Genomic DNA, 23,929 nt, shown 5'->3' on the forward strand with positions numbered 1-23,929 from the left:
TAAACTACAAAAATATCTTATTTTATCGTGTCATCTGAAGGTTGTTGACACCCTATATTGTAGCATCTAGACTTCAAAGCAGATCAGAACTAGTCTATAGATCCATGACCACGATAGATACTTGCAGTTATCAAAGGGAGGCGAACACTTGAGTCATCGCTTGAACAAGTTGGTATCTGCACCTTAAAACAATTCCATTGTGAATGGTTTCCAGAATTTTGTCTCTCCTTGACCAGAAGGGAAACGGAGAACTGTGCTTAAAATGAGGAATTTAATCATGTACAACATCTCTGGATTAAAGCTACAGGCTGCAACTGAATCGAAACACATTGATCATGTCCTCACTAAGCCTGCAGTCGAATTTCTGGTCAAACTCCAACGAAAGTTTAACTCCCAACGCCTATCCCTTCTTGAAAAGCGGATAAAACGCCAAGAGCAGCTCGACCAAGGAGAACTTCCAACTTTTCTATCGGATACGCAAGAGATTCGCGAAAGGGATTGGCAAGTGGCAGCAACTCCTCACGATCTTCAAGATCGCCGAGTTGAAATCACTGGCCCCACAGATGCGAAAATGATCATTAATGCTCTGAACTCTGGAGCAAAGGTTTTCATGGCCGACTTAGAGGATGCTTCGTCTCCTACCTGGGAGAACATGCTCGATGGCCAGCTTAACCTTAAGGCTGCCGTTCGCCATCAACTTTCATTTACAAACCCCAGCAATGGTAAAACCTATAAGCTAAAACCAGACAGTGAAATTGCGACATTGCTTGTTCGGCCTCGCGGCTGGCACCTCACAGAAAAAAATCTCCTCGTCGATGACATCGAAATGTCAGCGAGCCTCTTCGACTTTGGGCTATATTTCTTTCACAACGCCAAGGAAAGACTGGCTCGTAATACAGCACCATATTTCTACTTGCCCAAGATGGAAAGTCATCTTGAAGCCCGCTTATGGAACGACGTTTTTATCTTTGCCCAAGAGGAACTAGGAATTCCAAAAGGTACTATTCGTGCTACCTGCCTGATTGAAAACATCCTAGCAGCTTTTGAGATGAACGAAATCCTCTTTGAGCTTAAGGATCACGCTTCAGGCTTAAATGCCGGACGCTGGGACTACATTTTTAGTGTAATTAAGAAATTTAAATCTCATCGTTCAGCTTTGCTACCAGATCGTAGCCTTGTGACGATGCATGCCCCATTTATGAAGGCTTATACGGAGCTTTTGATAAAGACTTGCCACAAGCGAAATGCTCATGCCATAGGTGGAATGGCCGCATTTATTCCAAGTCGCAAAGATGAAAAAATAAATGAAATTGCAATTTCTAAGGTTACAGCAGATAAACAGCAGGAAGCTAGTTCTGGCTGCGACGGCACTTGGGTTGCCCATCCAGATCTCGTGCCAGTAGCTAACGGAGTCTTCACGGAGGCATTCGGGGATCACGCTCATCAAAAGCACGTCCTCCGTGAAGACGTTCACATCCGTCCGCAAGATCTTTGCAACTTTTCTCTCGATAACTTTCGTATCACTGAAGATGGCGTTCGAAGCAATATTCGTATCGCGATTCAATATATGAACCATTGGCTAAACGGACTCGGAGCTGTGGCATTGCATCACCTCATGGAAGATGCAGCAACCGCAGAAATCTCGCGAGCTCAACTTTGGCAATGGGTCCACTTAAAGGCTGAGCTGGACGATGGACGAGTGGTGACCCCGGAGTTATATAGCGAACTAAGACAGCAAGAACTAGAGGCCCTGGGCGGCGTTTATGAAGGCCGACACCAAGAGGTTATCGAAATCCTTGATGGCTTGGTGCTAAGCCCCGAGTTCACTGACTTCCTCACTCTTCCGGCTTATCGTTTGCTTTAATAGGGCTATTTTTTGGAGGGCACGATGAACAAGCAAGAGATGATTGAAAAGATTCACAAGGACTGGGATGAAAATCCACGGTGGGATGGCATCACGCGCAATTACACCGCTGATGAAGTGGTAAAGCTCATGCCTTCCATTCCAGTGGATCATTCACTGGCAAATGCTGGGTCAAATCGATTCACGAAGTTACTTAAAGAAGAAGCCTATGTGAATTCGCTAGGAGCACTAACGGGATCTCAGGCTGTTCAGATGGTTAAGGCGGGGCTGCAGGCCATCTACATGAGTGGCTGGCAGGTTGCTGCAGACGCCAATCAATCTGGACAAACGTACCCCGATCAATCATTGTACCCAAGCAATAGCGTTCCACAGCTTGTCAAACGTTTGAACAACGCCTTGATGCGAGCCGACTTACTCAATCGTGTAGAAGGCAAGGAAGATATCTATTGGTATGCGCCAATCGTTGCAGATGCCGAGGCTGGATTTGGCGGCCCTCTTCATGCGTTCGAACTTATGAAGGGCATGATCGAAGCTGGAGCCGCTGCGGTTCATTTCGAAGATCAACTTGCGTCTGAGAAAAAGTGTGGTCACCTTGGGGGTAAAGTTCTTGTGCCTACCTCTCAATTTATTAGGACTTTGACCGGAGCTCGCTTGGCTGCTGATGTATGCAACGTACCCAGCTACATCATCGCCCGAACGGACTCCTTGGCAGCGACTCTCATGACCTCCGATATCGATCCTGTGGATGCACCGTTCCTCACTGGCGAACGAACTCCGGAAGGCTATTTCAAAGTTAAGCCTGGGCTAGATTCTGCTATCGCTCGTGGCTTGAGTTACGCTCCATATGCAGATCTTATCTGGTTTGAAACATCAGTTCCTGACATCGGTGAAGCTAAAGAATTTGCAGCAGCTATCAAAGAAAAATATCCTAATAAGATGTTGGCTTATAACTGCTCGCCGTCTTTCAATTGGGAAGCCAAGCTAGATAAGACGTCGATCGCTAAGTTTCAAACCGACTTGGCAGAATTTGGTTACAAATTTCAATTTATCACCTTAGCTGGATGGCATTCCATCAATTACCACATGTTCGATCTTGCTAAGGCATATAAAACCACTGGCATGACAGCTTTTGTAGATCTTCAATCACGAGAATTTAAGCGGGAGAGCGATGGCTATACAGCTGTCAAGCATCAACGTGAAGTTGGTACTGGCTACTTCGATAACGTTCTCATGACGATCACCGGTGGCGAAGCTTCAACTGCGGCACTTGCTGGCTCTACTGAAGAAGAGCAGTTCAACAAGTAATAAGACTACCTCACTCCTGGAAGGCAGCCTGGCTCAGGCTGCCTTTCATTTTTCTAAAGTTTGCCTGCCAATCACCGAAATCTTAATCGTATCAATCAACTCCACCGTTGGCGACCCTTCGGATACCCTAAGAGGTAAATTGTGTACTCCGGGCCTATTCTGTTCTTGATTTTACTGCTTGCCGGTTCCCAAGCTAAGGGCAGCACCTTGCAATCTGAAGGTACCCGAAGCCCTTCACAGGAGACCCCACCTCCCCGAGGGACACTAACTTTTGCAGAAAATTTTCATGTTTTTTTGGTTTATAACAATGGCTCTCTGAACCTGGATCTTGGTGACCCAGACAGTTTACCAGAAACACCACAGTCAGGGCTTTATAGTGACAATGCTCCAGCTTCCGGTTCATTTTTCGATGGTTCGGTTCGGGAATTTCGCTCGGTACTAGCTTTGTTATTTAGCCGCAGGCAACAGTTGTTTCATGTAGGAATTGGATTGAGTAATATGGAGCTTGGCAAACCAGGACCTGACCTTACCAAAGGTCGAGCGAAGACCAACCTACATATTAATTCCCTCAGCACTGAGATTGCTGTTTTGAAGAAAATTCCCAAGTTCGGTTACACCAAGGGAACTGTTATCCTAGATACTATGATCGATGGTAGAATACGAACCCAGTATGATACTACTGCCGATGGCGCTACCGCAATTGTCGATAGTCAGCTCAAATCTGGCTTCAAACTTGCCATTGGTGGGGAGTATCACATCAACATCACCGAAGGCCTAAGTCTTGGCGTAAACGCTGGCATTCAATATGGAATCATGAGCTTTGACAACCGCAAGAAAACATCTTCACTCTATGGGCTAAGCTATGGCTTGGCTTGTCTGCTAAGAATCTAAACCCCAAAACGAAACCTTACTCCCCGACTCTCACAAAAATCTATTAATTCCCATAAGTTAGATAGGCAAATTTTTCCTAGGGTAAGGTTCTCTGAGTTTTTTTCAATTTTTTAGATTAATAAAATCAAAGGTCTATCAGATTTTCGGGTCGACTTTGTTAATGGCGTCAGACAATTGGCGAATAGGCTTATGAAGTCGTTACCCAGTGTGTAAAAGCCTAAGACAGGAGGTCATGGATGGGTTTAAGAATTAGGACCAACGTAGCATCGATTAACTCTCAACGGCGCTTGGAGAGATCGACTCTAGCAGTGACCGATTCTGCTGGAAAGTTGGCATCAGGTAAGCGCATCAACAAGGCAGCAGATGATGCCGCTGGCTTAGCCATTGCATCAAACTTACATGCCGATGTTCGATCTTTGCTGCAGGCGAAACGAAATGCCAATGATGGTATATCTCTCGTCCAAACTGCTGAGGGTGGCCTTATGGAAACCACAGCCATGCTCACGCGATTGCGAGAGCTAGCTGTTCAAGCGGCAAGTGACACTGTCGGCCAAACGGAAAGAGGCTTTCTCGACCAAGAGTTTATCGCTCTGAAGGAAGAAATCGACCGAATTGCAAGCTCGGTTGAATTCAACGGCACGCGACTACTGGTTGGTGAGAAGGACATCCCCGAGGAATTGGCCAATGCTGATGGTACGTTCCCTCTCGAAATCCAGGTCAGTAAGGACTACTACCAGGAAGTAGACGACGTGTCCCAACGAAACCAGGTCAACATCATCAAAATTGATCTGGGTCGGGTGAACGCCTTTACCGATGGAGAGGGTAGTCTTAATATCGGAGAGGCCGAAGACGGTACCCGAGTCAATGGCAAGGAGATCGCTCAGAACAGTATCATGAAACTCGATGATGCGATCATCAAAGTATCTGAACATCGCGCCTACCTAGGTTCGATCCAGAACAGACTCGGTTCTACCATTAACAACTTGGGAGTCCAGGTCGAGAACTTAACAGCCGCTCGAAGCCGAATCGAGGATACAGATTTCGCGCACGAAACCGCAAGGTTTACATCCGAGAAGATTCTCCAGCAGGCCGGTACAGCTGTTCTCAGCCAAGCCAACACATTCCCACAAACTGCACTGAACTTAGTCCAAGCCCTAGGCTAATACACCTACAAAGCATAGAGCCTTCTGGCTCTATGCTTTCTTCTTACGGTGATAGATAGCGATGAATCGACTCCGCCGCTTGACGCCCTTCTTGAATAGCCCAAACAACAAGCGACTGGCCTCGCCTCATATCACCAGCAGTAAAAACTCCAGGTACTGAAGTCAGGTAATCTAAATCGTTCGCCTCAATATTACCGCTCTTGCCTAGCTTGAGATGAGCATCCTGCACAAGGCCCTCAGTTTCTGGGCCAGTAAAGCCAATGGCGAGAAGTGCTAAATCACAAGGCCATTCTTTTTCCGACCCTGGCACCAACTCCAGTCGCCTATCTGCCCCTTGCCCCATCCATCGCACCTGTTCGGTGACCAAGCCAGTAACCTGACCCTGGTCATTCCCCACAAAGCGCTTGGTTTGCAGACACCAGTGACGATCCACCCCCTCCTCGTGAGACGTGGATGTTCGCAGCATATAAGGCCAGTTAGGCCAAGGAGATCGCGGGTCTCTCTCCAATGCTCTTGGGTACTTTCCAAGGCTCGGAGGCATCTCCATAATTTCAAATTGGGTGATAGACTTGGCCCCTTGACGGTTGGAAGTCCCGACACAGTCAGATCCCGTATCACCTCCTCCAATAACAACAACGTGCTTACCTTTAGCCGTCACTTCGTTTTCATGGATCACATCACCTAGCACGCGGCGCGTTGATTGCCGCAATATAGTATCAGCAAAATAGATGCCTTGTAACTCTCGACCATCAATTGGCAAATCTCGCTTTTTAGTCGCACCACAGCTTAAGAGAACTGCATCGAAATCCTTTTTAAGCTGCTCAAGACTCATATCGCGACCAATGTGAACCCCGCAGCGGATGCTAACACCTTCGTCTTGGATCTGCTTCACACGACGGAAGACCTTAGCCTTCTCGAGCTTGAAGTCCGGAATACCATAGGTCAGCAAGCCCCCAGGCCGATCGTCTCGCTCGAAAACCGTTACATGATGACCTTTTCTGTTGAGTTGTTGAGCTGCCGCCAGGCCCGCAGGGCCACTTCCCACCACAGCTACAGACTTTCCTGTACGAATTGCAGGAGGCTGTGGCTGAACCCAACCTTCAGCGAAGCCACGATCAGCCAGCGCCATCTCTATCGCCTCGATCGATACTGGATCTTCATTGATGCCAAGAACGCAAGATGTCTCGCAGGGAGCTGGGCAAACCCGCCCTGTAAACTCAGGAAAGTTGTTTGTACTATGCAAAACTTCTAGAGCTTCTTGCCAGTGACCAGCAGAGCTTAGATCATTCCACTCTGGGATAAGATTACCTAAAGGACAGCCTTGATGACAAAAGGGAACCCCACAATCCATACATCGCGCCCCTTGCTCGCGAAGGGACTCATCACTCAACGGCTCGACAAATTCTTTAAAGTGTTGAACTCTATTTTCAACAGGTTGTTTTCTGGGAACTTCTCGTGAGTAGCTTCGAAATCCATTTAATTCACCCATGAAAACCTCCTTGCTCCAATTTGTTTGTTCCTAAATGATCATCGTAGCCTGAGGCTGAAATATCTAGTTCGACTGTTTCCGGCAGAAAGCTGGTTTTGCCACCGGTGGCTCCTGGGATAACTCTAACAAACTTACTTAATTCATTATCCCAGTCATCAAGAATGCGGCGCGCCTTACGACTGCCGGTTGCATCTAAATGACTTTTGATCAAATGATATAACTCCGTACGATCCTCTTTGCTACTAACTTGCTCCAATGAAACCATCTCAGGATTGACCCTTGCGGAGAACTCTCCTGTTTGATCGTAGACGTAGGCGATTCCACCGCTCATACCTGCACCAAAATTACGGCCTGTGGAACCAAGCACCACAACCCGACCACCAGTCATATATTCACAGCAGTGATCGCCCGCCCCTTCTACCACAGCAATGGCACCACTATTTCGAACTGCAAAGCGCTCTCCTGCTCGCCCCAACACGTTCATGCGACCACTCGTAGCTCCGTATAGTGTTGTGTTACCACAAATAATCTGAGACTCTATCTCGGGGCTGGATTGGCTGGGAGGCACAACAACAATATCGGCTCCACTAAGTCCTTTACCACAGTAGTCATTGACCTCGCCCTCAACCTTAGCAAAGACCCCCTTGGCTCCAAAAGCCATAAAGCTTTGTCCGGCTGAGCCTTTGAAGTGAAGGCGGATCAAGTGCCGAGGCAAGCCCTTCGCACCGTGACGCCGCGAGATTTCACTAGAGACAATGGTACCAACTGTTCGATTGGTATTTCGAATCGGAACGTGAAGTTTTGCTGGCTCCTTGGACTCGATCGCCCTTTTTAGAGCAGGTAAAAGTATCTTTCGATCCAAACTTTGTTCAAGCTCATGGTCTTGGAGGGTTGCTTGATATGGTTTGCCAACTGGTTTTTCTGGTGCGCCTAAAATCTGATCAAGACTGATGCGACTTAAGAGGGGATGCTCGATCTCGTCGTTTAAACTTAAGAGATCACTTCGCCCGACAAGGTCTGTAACCTTTCGGATACCTAGTGAAGCCATGATCTCACGAAGCCCCTCGGCAAGGAGTACAAAGTAATTAATCAGATGTTCTGGTTTACCATGAAACTTCTTTCTCAACTCGGGGTCCTGAGTAGCAATACCAACTGGGCAAGTATTGAGATGACACTTACGCATCATAATGCAGCCAAGAGCCACTAACGCCCCCGATCCGATACTCCACTCTTCAGCCCCCAACATCGTAGCTATCGCGAGATCCCGTGGCGTTCGCAACTGACCATCGGTTTGCAAGACAATGCGATCTCTTAGACCATTTTCAAGAAGGGTTCGATGGGTATCCGCCAAGCCCAACTCCCATGGAAGGCCGGTATGTTTTATCGATGTAATGGGACTAGCCCCAGTACCTCCTTCATAACCAGAAATTAGGATCACATCAGACTTCGCTTTTGCAACTCCAGCTGCAATGGTCCCAACCCCGACAGCGGATACAAGCTTTACAGATACTCGAGCTTGATCGTTGGCATTCTTGAGATCGTGGATCAGTTGAGCCAAATCTTCAATGGAGTAGATATCATGATGCGGGGGTGGAGAAATCAATGTAACCCCCGGAGTACTATGCCGCACCTTAGCAATAGATTGATCTACCTTATGTCCAGGAAGTTGCCCTCCTTCGCCGGGCTTCGCCCCTTGAGCAATTTTTATCTGTAACTCATCTGCATTCACAAGATAATGGCTGGTCACTCCAAAGCGACCACTTGCCACCTGCTTGATCGCACTTCGCCTCAAGTCACCATTAGGATCCGGAGTAAATCGTTCTGCGTCTTCTCCACCTTCCCCAGAGTTCGATCGACCGCCCATTCGATTCATGGCAACAGCGATCGTTTCATGAGCCTCTTTGGATATCGATCCAAAAGACATCGCTCCCGTGGAAAAACGCCTTAGGATATCTGGAACTGATTCAACCTCTTCGAGAGCAATGGGTTTGCTAGCAGGTTTATATCGCATCAAGCCTCGAAGCGTGAGCTGAACCTTGGATTGATCATCCACCGTCTCGCAGAACTTAGCGAACTCTTCGCGGCCGTTAATTTGTGTGGCATGCTGGAGGCTAGCTATCATGTCGGGAGAGTGAAGATGTTTTTCACCATTTCGGCGCCAGTGATAGTCGCCACCAACATCGAGATGAGGTTTCTTACCGGCGAGAGCCCGCACTTCACGATAACGACTCAGCAAGTCTCGCTCGATATCTTCAAGGACCAAGCCTTCTATTCGGGTCGGAGTCCAGGTAAAATAGTCATCCACAAGTTGCTGGGAGAGACCCACGGCTTCAAATATCTGTGCCCCCCGATAGGACTGCAATGTGGAGATCCCAATTTTTGACATAACCTTGAGGATACCCTTGCCAATGGCACGAATATAGTTAGATTGCAGGGTAGCAACATTGAGATCTGCACCATAGCCATCGATAGGATTCCGCTTTCGAATGATATCAAGAGCGAGGTATGGGTTGATCGCTGCCACACCATAACCAAGTAGGGTACAGAAGTGATGAACTTCCCGTGGTTCTGCACTCTCAAGAATAAGGCTACAGCGAGTTCTTAAGCCTTGGTTGATGAGTTCGTGGTGAACCGCCGAAACTGCCAAGAGGCTCGGTATCGCCACTTGAGTTAGCGTCGCTTCACGATCACTCAAGATGACGATGGTATGACCTTCCTCAATAGCACGTTCGACTTCCCTACGTAGAACTTGAAGAGCTTGACGCAAGTTCGCTTGAAGAGGATCGTAACATATAGATAGAGTCGTTGTTTTTAGGGGCCCGGCTCGAAGAACTTTTATCCGCTTTAAATCTAAATTGGAAAGAATCGGCTGCTTCATCCGAATCATCTTACATTGCAAGTGACTTTCATCGAGTAGGTTGCCTTCAGGCCCTAGGCTCGTTGCCAAGGAGGTAACCAATTCTTCACGAATGGCATCGATAGCAGGATTCGTGACCTGTGCAAATAGCTGCTTGAAGTAGTTAAACAGCAACGGTCTCTTGCGCGATAGAATTGCCAGAGGCGCATCGTTGCCCATAGACCCTGTAGGTTCCTTGCCTTCCATCGCCATAGGGGCAAGAATGACCCTCAAATCTTCTCGTGTATAGGAAAACAGATGCTGCTTCCGATGCATCTCCTCGTCGTTGGGGAGCAACTCTGGCTCTTCAACGGGTATTGGCAGCTCAGAAAGTTTCACACGATGGTTACTCAGCCAATGGCCATAGGGGTTGTCTGAAGCAAGGCTCGATTTCAATGCTTCATTTGACTTCACCTCTCCGTTTTCCATATCGACCATAAACATCTTGCCTGGGCTAAGCCTCCCCTTGCTCACGATCTCCTCAGGTGCAACATCAAGCAATCCAGCCTCTGAACCCATGATCACGTGATCATCACGGGTAATCCAGTACCGCCCAGGCCGCAGGCCATTACGGTCGAGTACGGCCCCTACCCGGTGCCCATCGGCAAAGCCAATGAAAGCTGGTCCATCCCATGGCTCCATCAAACAGGATTGGTACTCGTAATAATCCTTCAATTCCTGTGGCATATCCATACGGTTTTCCCATGGCTCCGGCACAACCATAGATAGGACCTTCTCCATAGACCGACCTGAATGGAGCAAGAACTCGATTGTGTTATCCAGAATAGCGGAATCGCTGGCTCCCGGGGTACATACGCTACCGATCTTTTCAAGATCTGCACCCTTAATCTCACACTTCAATTGGCTTTGTCGTGCACGCATCCAATTGATGTTGCCGCGAAGAGTATTGATCTCTCCGTTATGACCAATAAACCTGAACGGCTGGGCCAAGGGCCATGAGGGCATCGTATTGGTACTGAATCTTTGGTGCACCAAGGAAAAAGGAGTTTTGAAGTCCTCGTTTTTCAAGTCAAGGTAGTACTCAGAAATTAGATGAGAGAGTAGCAAACCTTTGTAAATCATAGTGCTGGTAGACAGGCTACAGATGTAGACATCCTTTTGAGTGATGCCGAGCTTGGATCGTGCTCGTTCTTCGATGACCTTCCGCATCACATATAGCTTCCAGGGGAAGCTTTTAGCTTCACAAACACCCTTTCTAATAAAGAAATGTCTGATTCGTGGCTCACTTTCTTTCGCAATGGGTCCGAGAACTGCCGAGTTTACAGGCACATCACGCCAACCTACAAGCTCTTGCCCCTCTTCCCTTACCACCGACTCCACTAAATTAGTCGTCCACTCATCGAGCTCTTGATCCTTAGGCGAGAATAGGACCCCAACCGCATATTTACCAGGCTCTAGGGCTGACCAAGACTGCTCCAAAGCCAACTTTGAGATGAAGCTATGTGGAATTCCAACCATAATTCCAGCTCCATCGCCCGTGAGATTATCACTAGCACGGCCACCCCGATGGTCTAAACGATTTAAAATGGTCAAACCATCTTTGACGATCTTGTGGCTTGGAATTCCTTTCATGTTGGCGACAAAACCAACACCACAGGCATCTCTTTGGACCTCCCTGGGGTCACGGAAGAAATGCATACGCTCCTGCTTGTTCATAGTTCACCTCGATCTTAAGTGGACGATCAGATGCAGCAATCGTTTTCGCGACTAGACGATAACTCGATTGAGACTAGTTGGGATTCCAACCAGAAAAATCACTAGAAATGTTTATTCAAAGTCTTTCTAAAGCCGTAACTTGAATGCCTGCGCAATTGCATATATGCGCGCCGTTCAAGAATAGTACGGGGTTTGACATCTCTTGTTCGTAGGAGCTTCAGACCTTTTTGAGGGGTGTCTTTAAAAGGGCTAAAGTCATTTGTTGTTCCCATGAGACTTCGGGAAAGGAGCTTAAGATAGGAGACAGAGTACCACTCGACAGTTCGAGAAGATCGCGGTTGAATTGGATTTGACTCCAGCACGTCTTCTACATCACATGGTTTTGCCGTCCCTGGTGGACTCTCATCGTGCAAGCTGACAAGCCAAGGGCCCAACCGGTTGGTTGGATTTGGGCTGAGCTTTTTCCACTCCTGAATTGTCACGAGGCCTCCCCGGTCACTCAATTCTAGTCGCCAAAAAATTGTTACATTACAACTGAGGCCTGGAGTATACCAACGTGAATATAGGTCTTTCAAGTCCCATTTTGACCTAGCATCATTGTAAAACTCACAAAATCCCTTCAAATCGCGGGTATCCAGCCATTTTATGCAGGCACGCATTAGAACTCAGATTCGAGGAATATATCTTTTAAATAACTGTAAATTTTATTGAAATTACTGTTTCCCAGCAAAAACTCAAGGGCTTCCGATACCATTTGGTAGCATTCATTTAACATGGGTATTTTGATTATTTATGCCTATTTTCCTGCAAAATATGAATCGACATGAATATGCCAGTTTTTCTGTAAACGACCCCATATATAGTAATATTACTAGATTTAGATCATACGACCTCAGAATGAAGTACGAAACTGTAGGTTTCAATAGTCTAACTTTATAAATTCTAAACTCTAGACCAGATCTTGTAGGCAAATAACAAGCCAGAAAGGAAGCCACTTGAAGGTATGGGTTCTGTTTGCCTCCTACACGAATGAAGGCAAGTTAGGGGAGCTAGAAACTCCCCTAAACAATTAATTCTTAGACTGCCAGGTATCTTTGAGCGTTACGGTTCGATTGAATACAGGCTTCTCGGCGCTAAACTCGATCTGGTCTGCACAGAAGTAACCAAGGCGCTCGAATTGAAAGGTGTCGCCAGGTGCTACCTGAGTAAGACTATTTTCAATCCGGCTATCAACCATCGTCAATAGCGACTCAGGATTGAGAGCGTCTTCTACTGACTCTACCACTCCTGGGTTTTCCACATTGAACAGACGATCGTAGATCCGAACGAGAGCAGGCTTCGAACCAGACTCTGAAAGCCAGTGAATGATTCCTTTAACTTTGCGCCCATCAGCAGGCTTCTTGCCGCCTAAGGTATCCGGATCGTAAGTACAAACCAGCTCCCGAACGACACCTGCATCATCTTTTATCACTTCATCACATCGAATCACATAACCATAGCGGAGCCTAACTTCCTTGCCAGGACTCAGACGGAAGAATTTTGGTGGTGCATCTTCCAAGAAATCGGAGCGATCAATATAGAGTGTTTTCTCGAATAGAATCTCTCTCGTTCCCCAGTCTGGCTTTTGCGGATGATTAGGGATTTCAATCACCTCTTCTTTGCCTTCTGGATAATTACTGATTGTAACCTTAATTGGGTCTAGAACCGCAAAGGCTCGCTTAGCAGTTTCGTTGAGATCATTTCTGACTTCTTCTTCTAAAATACCCACATCGATAATGGTTTCTTTCTTAGAGATCCCTGTTCGCTCACTGAATTTGCGAAGTGAAGCTGGAGTTAATCCGCGACGCCTCATACCTGAAATGGTTGGCATTCTGGGGTCGTCCCAGCCACTGACCAGACCTTGATCAACCAAGTACTTCAGCTTCCGCTTGGAGGTTATCGTGTAGTTCACATTCAATCGAGAAAACTCGTACTGGTGAGGCACGAATTCAGTTTCACACTGCTCGATGATCCAATCATAAAGCGGCCTATGGTCTTGGAACTCGAGGGTACAGATCGAATGAGTCACTGCCTCAAAAGCATCGGAAAGCGGGTGAGTGTAGTCATACATGGGATAAATATTCCACTTATCACCGGTGCGATGATGATGAACTTTACGTATGCGATACAAAACCGGATCGCGCATATTGATGTTACCCGAACTCATATCAATCTTGGCACGAAGGGTATAGGTGCCATCTGCAAACTCTCCAGCCTTCATTCTCCTAAAAAGATCCAAGCTCTCTTCCACGGGTCGATTGCGATCAGGGCTGTCCTTACCTGGCTCTTTTAAGGTACCTCGGTACTCACGAGCCTGCTCAGCATTCAAGCTACAAACATAGGCCTTATCACGTTGAATCAAGCCCTCGGCAAGCTCGTACAGCCTATCAAAATAGTCTGATGCATGAGTCAGGCGATCTTCCCAATCAAAGCCAAGCCAAGCCACATCCCGTTTGATAGACTCCATGAACTCGACACTTTCTTTTTCTGGATTCGTGTCGTCAAAGCGTAGATAGCATTTTCCACCGGGATATTCTTGAGCGAGGCTAAAGTTAAAACAAATGGACTTCGCATGCCCAATGTGAAGATAGCCGTTGGGCTCTGGGGGGAATCGTGTCACCACCCGACCGCCATTTTTACCATTTTTCAAATCTTCGTTGATGATGTTGCGGATGAAGTTTACCGCAGGCTTTTTGTCATCAGTCATCCTTAGCGCCTCTTCAAGTCGTCAATTGTCCACATCACGCCATTTGGCCGCAATTAGCACCATACTCTATCACAGACCGCTGCTAGGGAATATGTTATTTCGTGGGAGACGACAGAACTCGAGCGCCTACTTGACTGTTTTCTTACGAACCGACCAATCGACATTTTGGCGAAGCCAGTTAAAAAACCGGTCTTGCTTAGCGAAGGGTTTGCCTTTCAGAAAGATATCTGGTGCTTCCCACATCTTCATCACATTCGCATCTTGGGTCCAAACCCTCACACGATTGCGAGGGACACTGCTTTGCCACTGAGATCCAGTGACGGCTGACGTGTATAAGACCCGCACGGTGATCTTGCGAGATAGATTCTCTAAGGGCTTAAGCTTCAGACTACGATAGTCGGCCTTACCCTTGACCTTCGGTGCATCGGGTATCCCATCGCTGAGCAGAATAATATCTGTGGGCTTCATCACAAGCTTTTTATTCTTCATAAAAGTAGCGACCTGAGCAAAGAAAGCGTTGTAGTCTGTGTACTGGTTGCTAGTTTTACTAAATATCTTCCGCAGTTCTTTCTCAATCCCATCGATACTCTTGTACTTGAAGGACTCAATAGGATAAAAAGTCTTCGGCTCATTCGGTTTAGCACCACCAATAGAACCAACAAATAAGGATCGAATCTTTTTTATGTCTCCACACCCATGGAGATGAGCGTACATATATCGAGAGATGAATCGGAGGGCATTGTCTTTCAGACGTTTAAAGGAGCCACTGATATCGACCCCAATAAACATCACCAATTTCCCAGTATTTTTACTACTTGCCTTGGTGTGATCACATAACTCATCGTCCCCGAATGCGTGGGAGCTTAGCGAGATAGATAGTATCACCGTCAGAATTAACTTAAGCATCGATTCAGCCTTTCCTACTTTTTCACACTCTGTCTTGCAGACGATATCAGTTCCTTGGCGTCCAATATATCGGTATAAGAGCGAAATGGGAGTTCGAATAAATGTGAGCTTGATATTAAAAGGGTACAGAAGTTTACAGTACCTGCGATGATCTGCAATGGAGGGATGATAAAGGAACTAAAAATGTAGTTACCTTTGTGTTCAACCCAATCCATATCGGTTTTAAATTTCTCTATCACTTCGTTAACATAAGCAAAGATTTCCTTAGCATCTGCCTTGGCAGCTCCTCGCATTGTCTTAGTTCCTTCATACCCTTCAACACCCGTTCGTTGAATCACAGCTAGTAGGGTAGGAATCGCTGTTGAACCGAATAAGAACCAAGTCATACAACGGAAGCCAAGCCAGATGAAGAATGCTATTGAAAGTGTTCCTATCAAGCCTAGATCAAAGTCATCTCCAGCATACTGTGCAAACCAAGGGATCAAAGCATCCACAAACTCACGATAAAACAGAACTGTTTCAACCACTGCGACGATAACTTCAACAATCACATACATGACTACTTTTGGAATATCTCGGCGTTCAACCGCCTGTCCGAGAGTATGAATCACGGCGTAGGAGCCCAAAACAAACAATGAGAACATGGTGTAGAGAACAATCTGTAGACCGATACCGCCCTCGAAATCCCCTTCTGTAAAGCCATCGAGAATATCGACTACGAGAGGTGTCATGACGAAGGTAAAAATCAGGGCTTCAATCACTGTCCAGACCAGCATTAAAAAGATTGCCGGCCACGGAATCCCTGCTTTAAACGATCCTTGCGACACTTCCGCAAAAACTCGAATGGGAAGAAACAGTAGATCCTTAAGGATCATGATCAGCCCGATAATCACAAGCTTAAGGAAACCGTAGAGCCACCCAAAGAAGTTGAGGAAAAATTTTACAATACCGCCCCAGTAAGAGAATATCGAGCGTCCTAGATCCCACCATGTAATGAAAAGAGCTTGGGCGAATTCTCTTCGTTCGGAACGGAAGACTAGGGTCAAAGCACAGGCTATGGTAAGCCAGCAGCTTGCAACAATCGCTAGCACAGGCAATAGGATCAGACCTCGCTTGATTGACAGAAGCCAGAGAGGATCTTGCGCCCCCCATGCAAAGCTTAGGAACGGCTCTTGAAAGAGCAGGGGAAAGCTCACGGCTAGGCCTACATATTTCCACGGTCCTTCGAGTTTATCTAGCATGTCCTCTCCATCGATCGACCAGTCGTCTTTATCATGACACATTCAGTGTATCGTGAATTTAAAGGCCTTGGAGTAGGCAGAAACTACTTGTTTGCCATGGAGAGGTAGTTTTGGATTGCTGTTGTCATAGCAACAAGAACCAGACTGAATCCCGAAATAAATAGAATCCCCAGAGATAGGTTCATATGCCCATAGGATTTAAATACCATAGAAATTGCTGCCATCAAGACTAGAGTCGCGAACATGAGCTTGAGTCGCCGCCCCTGAACAAATTGGGTTGCGGTAGCACCCAGAACACTTCCCACAATAGAACCTACTGCTATCATTGCGGCCATGTTCAAATCGGACATTCCGGCGAAGCCATAGCTAGTTGCGCCAACGATACTTGAAATCACGACGATCCCAAGGCTTGAGCCTACGGAAACCTTTAGAGGCATATCCATCAGCTGTGACATAATTGGCATGTAGAAGAATCCACCGCCCAACCCTGTTAACCCTGACACCACACCGATCAGAACACCAAAAAAGATACAAGGTAGATAATAGATCTCGTAGAGACCCTGTCCTTGGCTCCAGCGAGGCCCAACTTTCCAAATTGAGCGTCGCCCACTCGACCCCTTGGGAGCTAGTTCTCTCTTAGCCATCAATCCAGCCATCAGAACCAGAAATCCAGCATAGATAAGCCCAAGCTTTGCCATGAGCTGTGGTTTATGCGCCACAAACACCATGAGTTCTTTGCCCCCCAGAACTCCAAGAACCCCTGGAAGCCCAAAGGCAAGCACGAGTGGCCATGAGACATTTGCTTGGGAATGATGCTTGATAGTTCCAGAAATACTTGATGCGACCATCTGGGTAAGAGTGGTGCCCACAGCAAGCGGCATGGGCAAACCAAGAATGTGCAGGGCGGGCGTCATCAGCACTCCGCCACCAACACCTAAGAGCCCGCTAAGGGCTCCGACAAAGCCCCCAAGGGACAATAAAATCCAGGGGGCAATTTGAATTGGCTCTTGCAGTAATTGATCGATCACTCTTGGCCTTCAAGCAATGACACCAGCTTTTCCCTCATTTCGGGATTATCTAAGGCCGCTTGGACCTTCCACTCTAGGGGGGTTAGCTCCTCCAGCTTCTCATCCCACCACTCTTTTGGAATTGTAGCAAGAGCTTCGCTGACTGTCTCCGACAGATCGTAGTTTTTGAGACCTCGATCTTTAAGCTTGTTTTGCAAGGTATTCAAAGGTCCGTCATCTGGCTCTTGAAGGTTGAGCCTAATCTTCTTCATTGTAGGCTTGTTGGACGCTCCCTTACGACCCTTAGCGGAAGCTTTCTCCTCAGCACCATTGTCTTCATTAGTTTCCAACTCGATATCCACTTCCGACATATCCAATCTCCTTTTGACTACACATTCAATCTAGGATAACCCAAAAAAGGGCTGCGTATTATAGCCTTTCAAAAGAATTTGAAAACCATACATTATTATGGTTCCCATGTTTTTCAGTCTAAGGCAAGTATATTTATTACTTTGTGAATATTTTGACTAGCCTACTTCCTGTCACTTGACCGTTCATATCCTTGCTAATCAAAGTGACAACGTCAACACCCTGAAGTGGCAACGCCCCTTTGTAGGCAAAGAAAGTTCTTTCGTCATTACGTGACAGCAAAGGTAATTTCAAATGAATTCTGTCATCTTGCAAGCAGGTCTTTTGAGAACCCATACAAAGGTAGAACTCGTCAATTCCATGGCCTGAGCCAACGGCGCCGACTTGCTCTGGGCCGATGTCGTAGAGCGCCAGTGTTAGGCTGGTATCTGCTTCAAAGGTTTGCGGTGCATCGTCTTCACAGTTTACAGATGTTGCGAGGCCATGAGCTGCGAATACTTCTGTGATCAAGCAAAAGTTAGGGCTCCTCGTTGCAGGATTGTTGTCATCATCATCTAGGATCAAAAGAGAATCATACGACTCTAGGTAACTATCAGTGAAGAGCAGGTGCTTAAAGAAATAGCTGGCTGCTAGGTCTTGACCTTTGTCCTTGCCATAACGCTCTTGCAAGCTTTCGTTCAGCCTCCAGAATGCGCCTGCGATGATACCTCCTTCGCGATGCACTTCGCCGGTGTCACGAGGGTAAACTTTCACCTTATCAATTCTGCGAATACCGTAGTTCTCGTCTTGTACGAAGCCCACACCAATCGTTGGGTCTTGATTGAAGAAAGCTGAAACAATGTCGCCGATTCCCTCTGAAAAAGCACCGTCAGTAACGCCCTGAACTCGCCCTGTATGATCATCAAGAGCGTGACCCCACTCATGGTAGATCACGTCGTTAACTGTAGCCACGTTCGCACATCCACCACCGGCGCGAAACAAAGATATCACAGCCCGGCCAGTCGTGTAGAAAGCATTGCACTCACCCGACTGATTCACGCGCACATCGATTGCTTTATCAAGAAACGGAACGTCCTGCGGCGAAAGGTATTGCCTTGCAAACTTGTTGATGCGATGGATGGATGCAAAGCTGTTTAACCCCGCATGATTGCTATCTGGATCTGAAACGGCCACACCATAGTCGCCATGATCCACGTGATCAACAACCATCGGTTGCGCTTCATCTGCTCCGTAAACAACGACCCGCTCACTCTCTAGCTTTACCCCTTGGACTGAGCCTGAGCTTTGGAAGAAACCATCCTTAGAACTTACAACCGTTCCTTGACTCGTTAGGATCGGCGTAAGAGGCAAAGACTGCTGAAAGTGATTTTCCTCTAGGTAGGAGCGGTGATAAACGGAGCCCGTTAGAGTTTGTCGAAATGCTAGGTTTTTGGTGGAGCCTTCAAGAATCTCCCCAGTAGCATTAGCAATTGTCAGTTTGAACATCTCACGACCTTTTTGATACTCAAACTCGCTAGTTTGGTATACAGCTTCAGGTCGTGCTAACCAAGACTTCTTGATTTCGCCGAGTAGGCCACCACCTTCACCAAGGATGAATCGAATATCGGTAGCATCGAGAGATTCTCCTGTTTCTAGGGGTGCGTGAAAAAAACTATTGTTTGTAATTTTTTGTAATTTGAGGCCGTCTTCCGAGCGACTGAACAAACACTCTACAAAAGCGTTACGAACCTTTTCCTGGTTCTCAAGACGCTGAAGGCTAACTTGAACTAGATCCTTACCGATCTGCTGGGTTTTAGCAAGCTCTAGGTTGGCAAGAGTGAATGGAGTAAGCAACTCTTGGTGCTGTCGAATTTGTTCCTGACAAACTAGCTCTGGGTTGCCAGTTTCCACCTCAACCATGCTGGTATCAAATAGTATCTTATGAACCACATCGCTATCTGCGAATCGATACATTTGGTAAATTTTAGTGTTAGCACTTGCCAGTTGAAGGCTTGTTTCGAGCTGACTTGCTTCTCGGCTAGCTACAGGGCCTCGGGCAACAATGGTGTGAAGCTCATCTGAATTCACTTGCTTCAACGGGCGGCCACAGCCAAACATAAATAAAGAAACTGCTATAATCTTGTTCATTTTGGTCCCCCTAATCTAATCTTGAGCGATCACTTGATACCGACTGTTTCCGAGAAGTGCAGCACCATTCCATGAGCTACTCAGACTGTTGGGAATGATCAGTTGACCGTCTTCATCAAACTCACCTGTTACTTGAGCAACAAGAGCCTCTGCGTTCTGCTGTGCTGGTCTGCTAAAGCTGGTTTCCTGAACCGGCGCCTGACCACAAGCCGTCACGTAAGATAGGAGTACAAATAATATAGGTGTGGGTAGAAGTTTCATGATGAGTTCCTCTAAATTTCATCAATTGATCATTCTCACTAACCAAGGCTTCGATTCCTAGCCCTGCGAATATTAACGAAATTTTCAGAGAGGTAATTTATGACGTTTTTACTGATGCTTACAGGTTCGACTTAATTCTAGAATTCCCTCCTGGTAAGACTTCAGCAATTTGGGTTTTGTCTATTTTTACCAAATAGTCCATATATTATTGGAATATTAGCGAACGGTAAGATTTAGAGTAAGAAATGACTTGTGGAACCACTAAAGGGCTTTCGGATCGTTCTTTAGTACCCTACCTTGCACAAACCAACAAAAAAGGCTGTAATTTTCATGAAAAAACTTACTCCGGGTAGAGCTTCGATCTTGGCTTTGCCATGGAACCAGTCGAAGACTCTGATTCGATAGGAAGTCAAGCCGATAAACCTCCCAGTAGTTCGCATGGTAAACCTCACAAGTGGCACTATTAAGCAAGGCTAGCTCATCATGGGGGAAAGCAACCCCTTTCAATCTGCCAATACTCTCTTGAACCTGATAGGAAAGAGTTGTGCCTACCAAAATTAAGGTTGCAATCGTAGCAAAAACTTTCGTTTTGTTGGCTTTGAATACGATCTGAGGCCACACGGCGAGGTGAGCGAGAATTCCAATAAATAGTACTAAACCGTATCGATTGTGAAATTGGCCTAGAATGAATATCATTAGAAAATTCAACCCCATTGCTAAATAGATGGCGGAAAATACCTTTAGCCTTGAGGGCTGTATCGCGATTTTCGAAATTACCAAAAAGTGTGAGATTAAGAAAAGCGCTGCTATCAGGACCAGCTGCCAAGTTTCACTGTCATTGACACTCAGAAGATCAAACAGGTAACTCCAACTCATAGTCAGATGGTCTAGCCAAGCCGATACAGGAGCTAGCTTTGGAGAAAACGTATAGGCGCTAGGATACCAAGAAAATATTTTACCTAACAGAACCGGGCTATAGGCGAATAGAAAGCCAGCTCCTAAGAAACCTATCGGCTTTTTATGATCGCTCAGAAAACTCCTAAGGCTTCCGTGACCGATCAGAAAAATCACAGCATAGAACAGCACCAGAATCTTGGCCGTTTCAACAGCTAGTTTGAGACCATGGTGAACGCGCAATTTGTAGCCGAAGATGTAAGTGTCAAATGGTCCGATCCATAGATCAATTGCGAGACCAAGGAGCAATCGAGCAATGAGCAGCACGGCAATCGCCAACAAGGTCCACCGCAAGGTCCTGGACCTAATATCGGGGAGTAGCAAAAGCCTTGGTAATCGGGGCAACACTTTGTTGATTTGATAGTGGCGATTCCAAATGAGTAGAGCCAGCGGCGCTGCTAATAGCATCCCTCCATGATGAATCCACGCCACCCATCCAAGGGCCATACCAAAGAAGAACTGCAAATGAGCACTAGGGTCGCGATAGCAATGAGACGCTGTTAATATTAATAACCCAGTAAGAGGAACCAAACCTTCATGGCCCAGAGGTCGGAGACTCATAGGCCAAAGCATCGCCCCGCCTAGGGAGAGCAGAGATGCCATAGTCAAGCTCGTCAGAGGTCCCCAAAGTCGATGTATAGCTAGCTCCCAAATGACTACACCCAAATAGACCGTGATCGCAGCGCCAATGGAAAGAGCAAGAGGAGACAAAGAATAAGCGTCGGATGATCCTGGAACCATTTGTACGACTTCAAGCTGATTCATCCACCATTGAACGATAGCGGCCCACCAAGAACTCATTGGCCCTAAGTATTCTTGCCCCCAATAGAAAATAGGAAATACACCATCCTCCAACCAGCGATCCGCCATCAAACCCATGACACCATGGTCGGAGTCCCAACCTAGCAAGGAGAACTCTTGGGTAAAATAAGAAACTCGCAGCCCCCAAAACACCGCCGTTACTAAGATCCATCGAACAAAATAACTCATAATGACCCTTCAAGATTTAGGTCATCATAAAAAAAAAGGATGGCCAATGCCATCCATAGTTGCCGAAACTGGAGTTCGACTCAGCCTAAATTGCTAAGAACTCGCGAGTAATATTGCGCGGACCTTTCTTCGTGATCAAGATGTTGTCCTCGATTCGAATCCCACCGAAAGGTTTGAGTTCCTCTATCAGATCCCAGTTGAAGTGCTCTTCGAAGTCAGTTCCTTTGCGCTTCTTGAGAAGCATATCAATGAAATATAGCCCTGGCTCGATTGTAAAGTAGTGGCCTACCTCGAAGCGTCTCAGAGACCGTAACTTCGGAAAACGAGGATCGGGTTCTCCCTCCTCACCCTCTGGATTGACTTGACGACCCGCCACGTCGTGAACTAGCAAGCCAAGCATATGTCCAATCCCATGGGGGTAAAAGTCCCCTGTCAAGCCTTGGGTCACAGCCTCTTCGGCTTCGATGTCCAATAGGATTTCATGATCGATCAATATCTTAGCCAGCCCTATGTGGGACTCCCAATGGAGGTCAGCCATAGTCATTCCCACCTTCGGCATTTTGGTGAGAGACACCTGCATGGCTTCCATATCTTTGAGAAGTTCTTTGAATACTGGATGCGCATTCTCTGAAACGTGGGTCCTTGTTATGTCCGAAGCATAGCCATTGAATTGACAGCCAGCATCGATCAGCAATACATCCCCATCGCGAATATCATCACGTTTGTCGTGGTAGTGCAAAAATGCTGATTTTTCGTTCAAGCATACAATCGCTTCGTAAGGCAAATCATGATCTCTGGTTCGGCTTGAGACTTGGTATGCGTGGTGAATGCCAAGCTCACTTTCACCAATGTCAAAGGCGCTTTTTGCTGCAAGATGACCTTTGACTGCCAGCTTCGTCGCTTCCTCTAAACAAAAAACTTCATAGTCAGTTTTGAAGGAACGATTCCAATCAAGCCTTGGCAGTAAGCCTTCAACGTTTACTTGAAGGTCAGCGTTCGCTGCTTTTTCCGCCTGGGGGCCGTGATACGCGAATCCGCTGTAAGATTCCGACAGAGTTTGCCAGATCTCCTGAACATCACCGAATTCGGAAATTTCAAATTGATCAGACCAGAAAAAACCACTAACTGGTTTATGCTCATGCCAGAAGTCTTCTGGGATATAGGCAAGGAGTGCAGGCTTTTGTCCTGGCCGAATCACAATAACATTATGTTCTGAATCCAAAGGACACCAGTGAGCAAAGTGATGATTCGGCCTAAAAGGAGCGAATTGATCATCCTCAAAATAAGCGTGAGCATTGCCAGAATCAATTACCAGCCCCGGTAGGTTTAGCTCGTCTAGGATGTCCTCGGTCTTACCTTGCAAGATGCTGAGGTGCTTGTTGTAGAGTTTCTGCATAAACGTCTCCTTTAGTGTACGGCGGCTCGAAAAGGCACAGACAACATCGCTTCGGCTTCCAGATCCCACCATTGATCAAGCCTTGTTTCAACAATATCGTCATCGAAGTATTGTTTTGCGATCTTCACAAAGATCGTATAATGGCCCGCTTCCTCACGAGCTAGGCGGCGATAGAACTCGGCCATCTCAGGATCAGGAACGTGCTCACCCATGAGATAAAAGCGCTCACAGCCACGAGCCTCGATCACGCCTGATACCAAAAGCCTATCTAAAAAATGCTCGTCTCTCCCGTTGCGGATGGACTTCATCAGTTTTTGTACGTAAGGGTCCTTCTCATCAGCCCCTAATTTCCCACCACGCTTGTGGATAATACGGTAAACTTCATGAAAGTGAGCTAATTCTTCTTTGGCAAGGCAAATCATTGGCTCCACCAAAGCCGGCTTATCAGCATACTTTACGACGAAGGACATCGCCAAAGCGGAAGCCTTGCGCTCACAAGCAGCATGATCAATCAGGAAGCTATCAAAGTCGGCAAGTGATGCGTCAATCCAGCCTATAGATGTTTCTTTTCGTAGTGGTAATTTTTGTTGGATAAGATTCATGAAAGCCTCGAATTCCCAATGTTTGACCTGTCATCTATACCCCGA

16 protein-coding genes are annotated in these 23,929 nt (G+C 46.8%); 4 read left to right on the forward strand and 12 right to left on the reverse strand.

Annotated elements, in window-relative coordinates; translation table 11 throughout:
• The first annotated feature begins 277 nt into the window (after nt 1–277).
• From aceB to B9N89_RS14315, 4 genes are all read left to right on the forward strand, one after another.
• Nucleotides 278–1,864 carry a malate synthase A gene (gene aceB / locus B9N89_RS14300; RefSeq protein WP_132320730.1) on the forward strand — a complete coding sequence of 529 codons (1,587 nt, stop codon included), beginning with the start codon at nt 278–280 and terminating at the stop codon, nt 1,862–1,864.
• Between the two features lie 24 nt (nt 1,865–1,888).
• Nucleotides 1,889–3,169, forward strand: coding sequence for an isocitrate lyase (aceA, locus tag B9N89_RS14305; RefSeq protein WP_132320732.1), 1,281 nt, complete (start codon nt 1,889–1,891; stop codon nt 3,167–3,169).
• Between the two features lie 141 nt (nt 3,170–3,310).
• Nucleotides 3,311–4,060, forward strand: a complete 750-nt coding sequence (locus tag B9N89_RS14310) for a hypothetical protein (protein WP_132320734.1) — start codon at nt 3,311–3,313, stop codon at nt 4,058–4,060.
• Nucleotides 4,061–4,296: 236 nt separating this feature from the next.
• Entirely contained in the window at nt 4,297–5,223 is a 927-nt protein-coding gene (locus tag B9N89_RS14315) for a flagellin N-terminal helical domain-containing protein (protein ID WP_132320736.1), read from the forward strand.
• Nucleotides 5,224–5,266: 43 nt separating this feature from the next.
• On the opposite strand, the gene B9N89_RS14320 is transcribed toward B9N89_RS14315, so the two are convergent.
• The 12 genes from B9N89_RS14320 to B9N89_RS14375 all read right to left on the reverse strand — a co-directional run bounded on the left by B9N89_RS14320 (nt 5,267) and on the right by B9N89_RS14375 (nt 23,884).
• Nucleotides 5,267–6,712, reverse strand: a complete 1,446-nt coding sequence (locus tag B9N89_RS14320; protein WP_132320738.1) for a glutamate synthase subunit beta — start codon at nt 6,710–6,712, stop codon at nt 5,267–5,269.
• Entirely contained in the window at nt 6,705–11,285 is a 4,581-nt protein-coding gene (gene gltB / locus B9N89_RS14325; RefSeq protein ID WP_132320740.1) for a glutamate synthase large subunit, read from the reverse strand. The genes B9N89_RS14320 and gltB overlap by 8 nt, the downstream gene beginning before the upstream one ends.
• 1,069 nt (nt 11,286–12,354) lie before the next feature.
• The gene (locus B9N89_RS14330) at nt 12,355–14,031 is read right to left on the reverse strand and encodes a glutamine--tRNA ligase/YqeY domain fusion protein (protein ID WP_132320742.1); all 1,677 of its coding nucleotides are present in this window, start codon (nt 14,029–14,031) and stop codon (nt 12,355–12,357) included.
• Between the two features lie 126 nt (nt 14,032–14,157).
• On the reverse strand, nt 14,158–14,937 hold the full coding sequence (locus tag B9N89_RS14335) for a hypothetical protein (protein WP_132320744.1): 780 nt from the start codon (nt 14,935–14,937) through the stop codon (nt 14,158–14,160).
• Between the two features lie 14 nt (nt 14,938–14,951).
• Nucleotides 14,952–16,178, reverse strand: coding sequence for a hypothetical protein (locus tag B9N89_RS14340; protein WP_132320746.1), 1,227 nt, complete (start codon nt 16,176–16,178; stop codon nt 14,952–14,954).
• Between the two features lie 83 nt (nt 16,179–16,261).
• The gene (locus B9N89_RS14345) at nt 16,262–17,206 is read right to left on the reverse strand and encodes a sulfite exporter TauE/SafE family protein (RefSeq protein ID WP_132320748.1); all 945 of its coding nucleotides are present in this window, start codon (nt 17,204–17,206) and stop codon (nt 16,262–16,264) included.
• Nucleotides 17,203–17,556 (reverse strand): hypothetical protein, encoded by a 354-nt coding sequence (locus B9N89_RS14350; protein WP_132320750.1) that lies wholly within the window; start codon nt 17,554–17,556, stop codon nt 17,203–17,205. Before B9N89_RS14350 ends, B9N89_RS14345 begins: the two co-directional genes overlap by 4 nt.
• Before the next feature lie 136 nt (nt 17,557–17,692).
• Nucleotides 17,693–19,681: a gluzincin family metallopeptidase gene (locus B9N89_RS14355; protein ID WP_132320752.1), complete on the reverse strand. Its 1,989-nt coding sequence runs from the start codon at nt 19,679–19,681 to the stop codon at nt 17,693–17,695.
• Nucleotides 19,682–19,696: 15 nt separating this feature from the next.
• Entirely contained in the window at nt 19,697–19,942 is a 246-nt protein-coding gene (locus B9N89_RS14360; protein WP_132320754.1) for a hypothetical protein, read from the reverse strand.
• Between the two features lie 261 nt (nt 19,943–20,203).
• Nucleotides 20,204–21,886 (reverse strand): hypothetical protein, encoded by a 1,683-nt coding sequence (locus B9N89_RS14365; protein ID WP_132320756.1) that lies wholly within the window; start codon nt 21,884–21,886, stop codon nt 20,204–20,206.
• Nucleotides 21,887–21,971: 85 nt separating this feature from the next.
• Nucleotides 21,972–23,282 (reverse strand): Xaa-Pro dipeptidase, encoded by a 1,311-nt coding sequence (gene pepQ, locus B9N89_RS14370; protein WP_159455372.1) that lies wholly within the window; start codon nt 23,280–23,282, stop codon nt 21,972–21,974.
• An 11-nt stretch (nt 23,283–23,293) separates the two neighbouring features.
• Nucleotides 23,294–23,884, reverse strand: coding sequence for a tRNA-(ms[2]io[6]A)-hydroxylase (locus B9N89_RS14375; protein WP_132320760.1), 591 nt, complete (start codon nt 23,882–23,884; stop codon nt 23,294–23,296).
• Nucleotides 23,885–23,929 lie beyond the last annotated feature (45 nt).

Source organism: Pseudobacteriovorax antillogorgiicola, from assembly GCF_900177345.1.
Classification (GTDB): Bacteria; Bdellovibrionota_B; Oligoflexia; order Oligoflexales; family Oligoflexaceae; genus Pseudobacteriovorax; species Pseudobacteriovorax antillogorgiicola.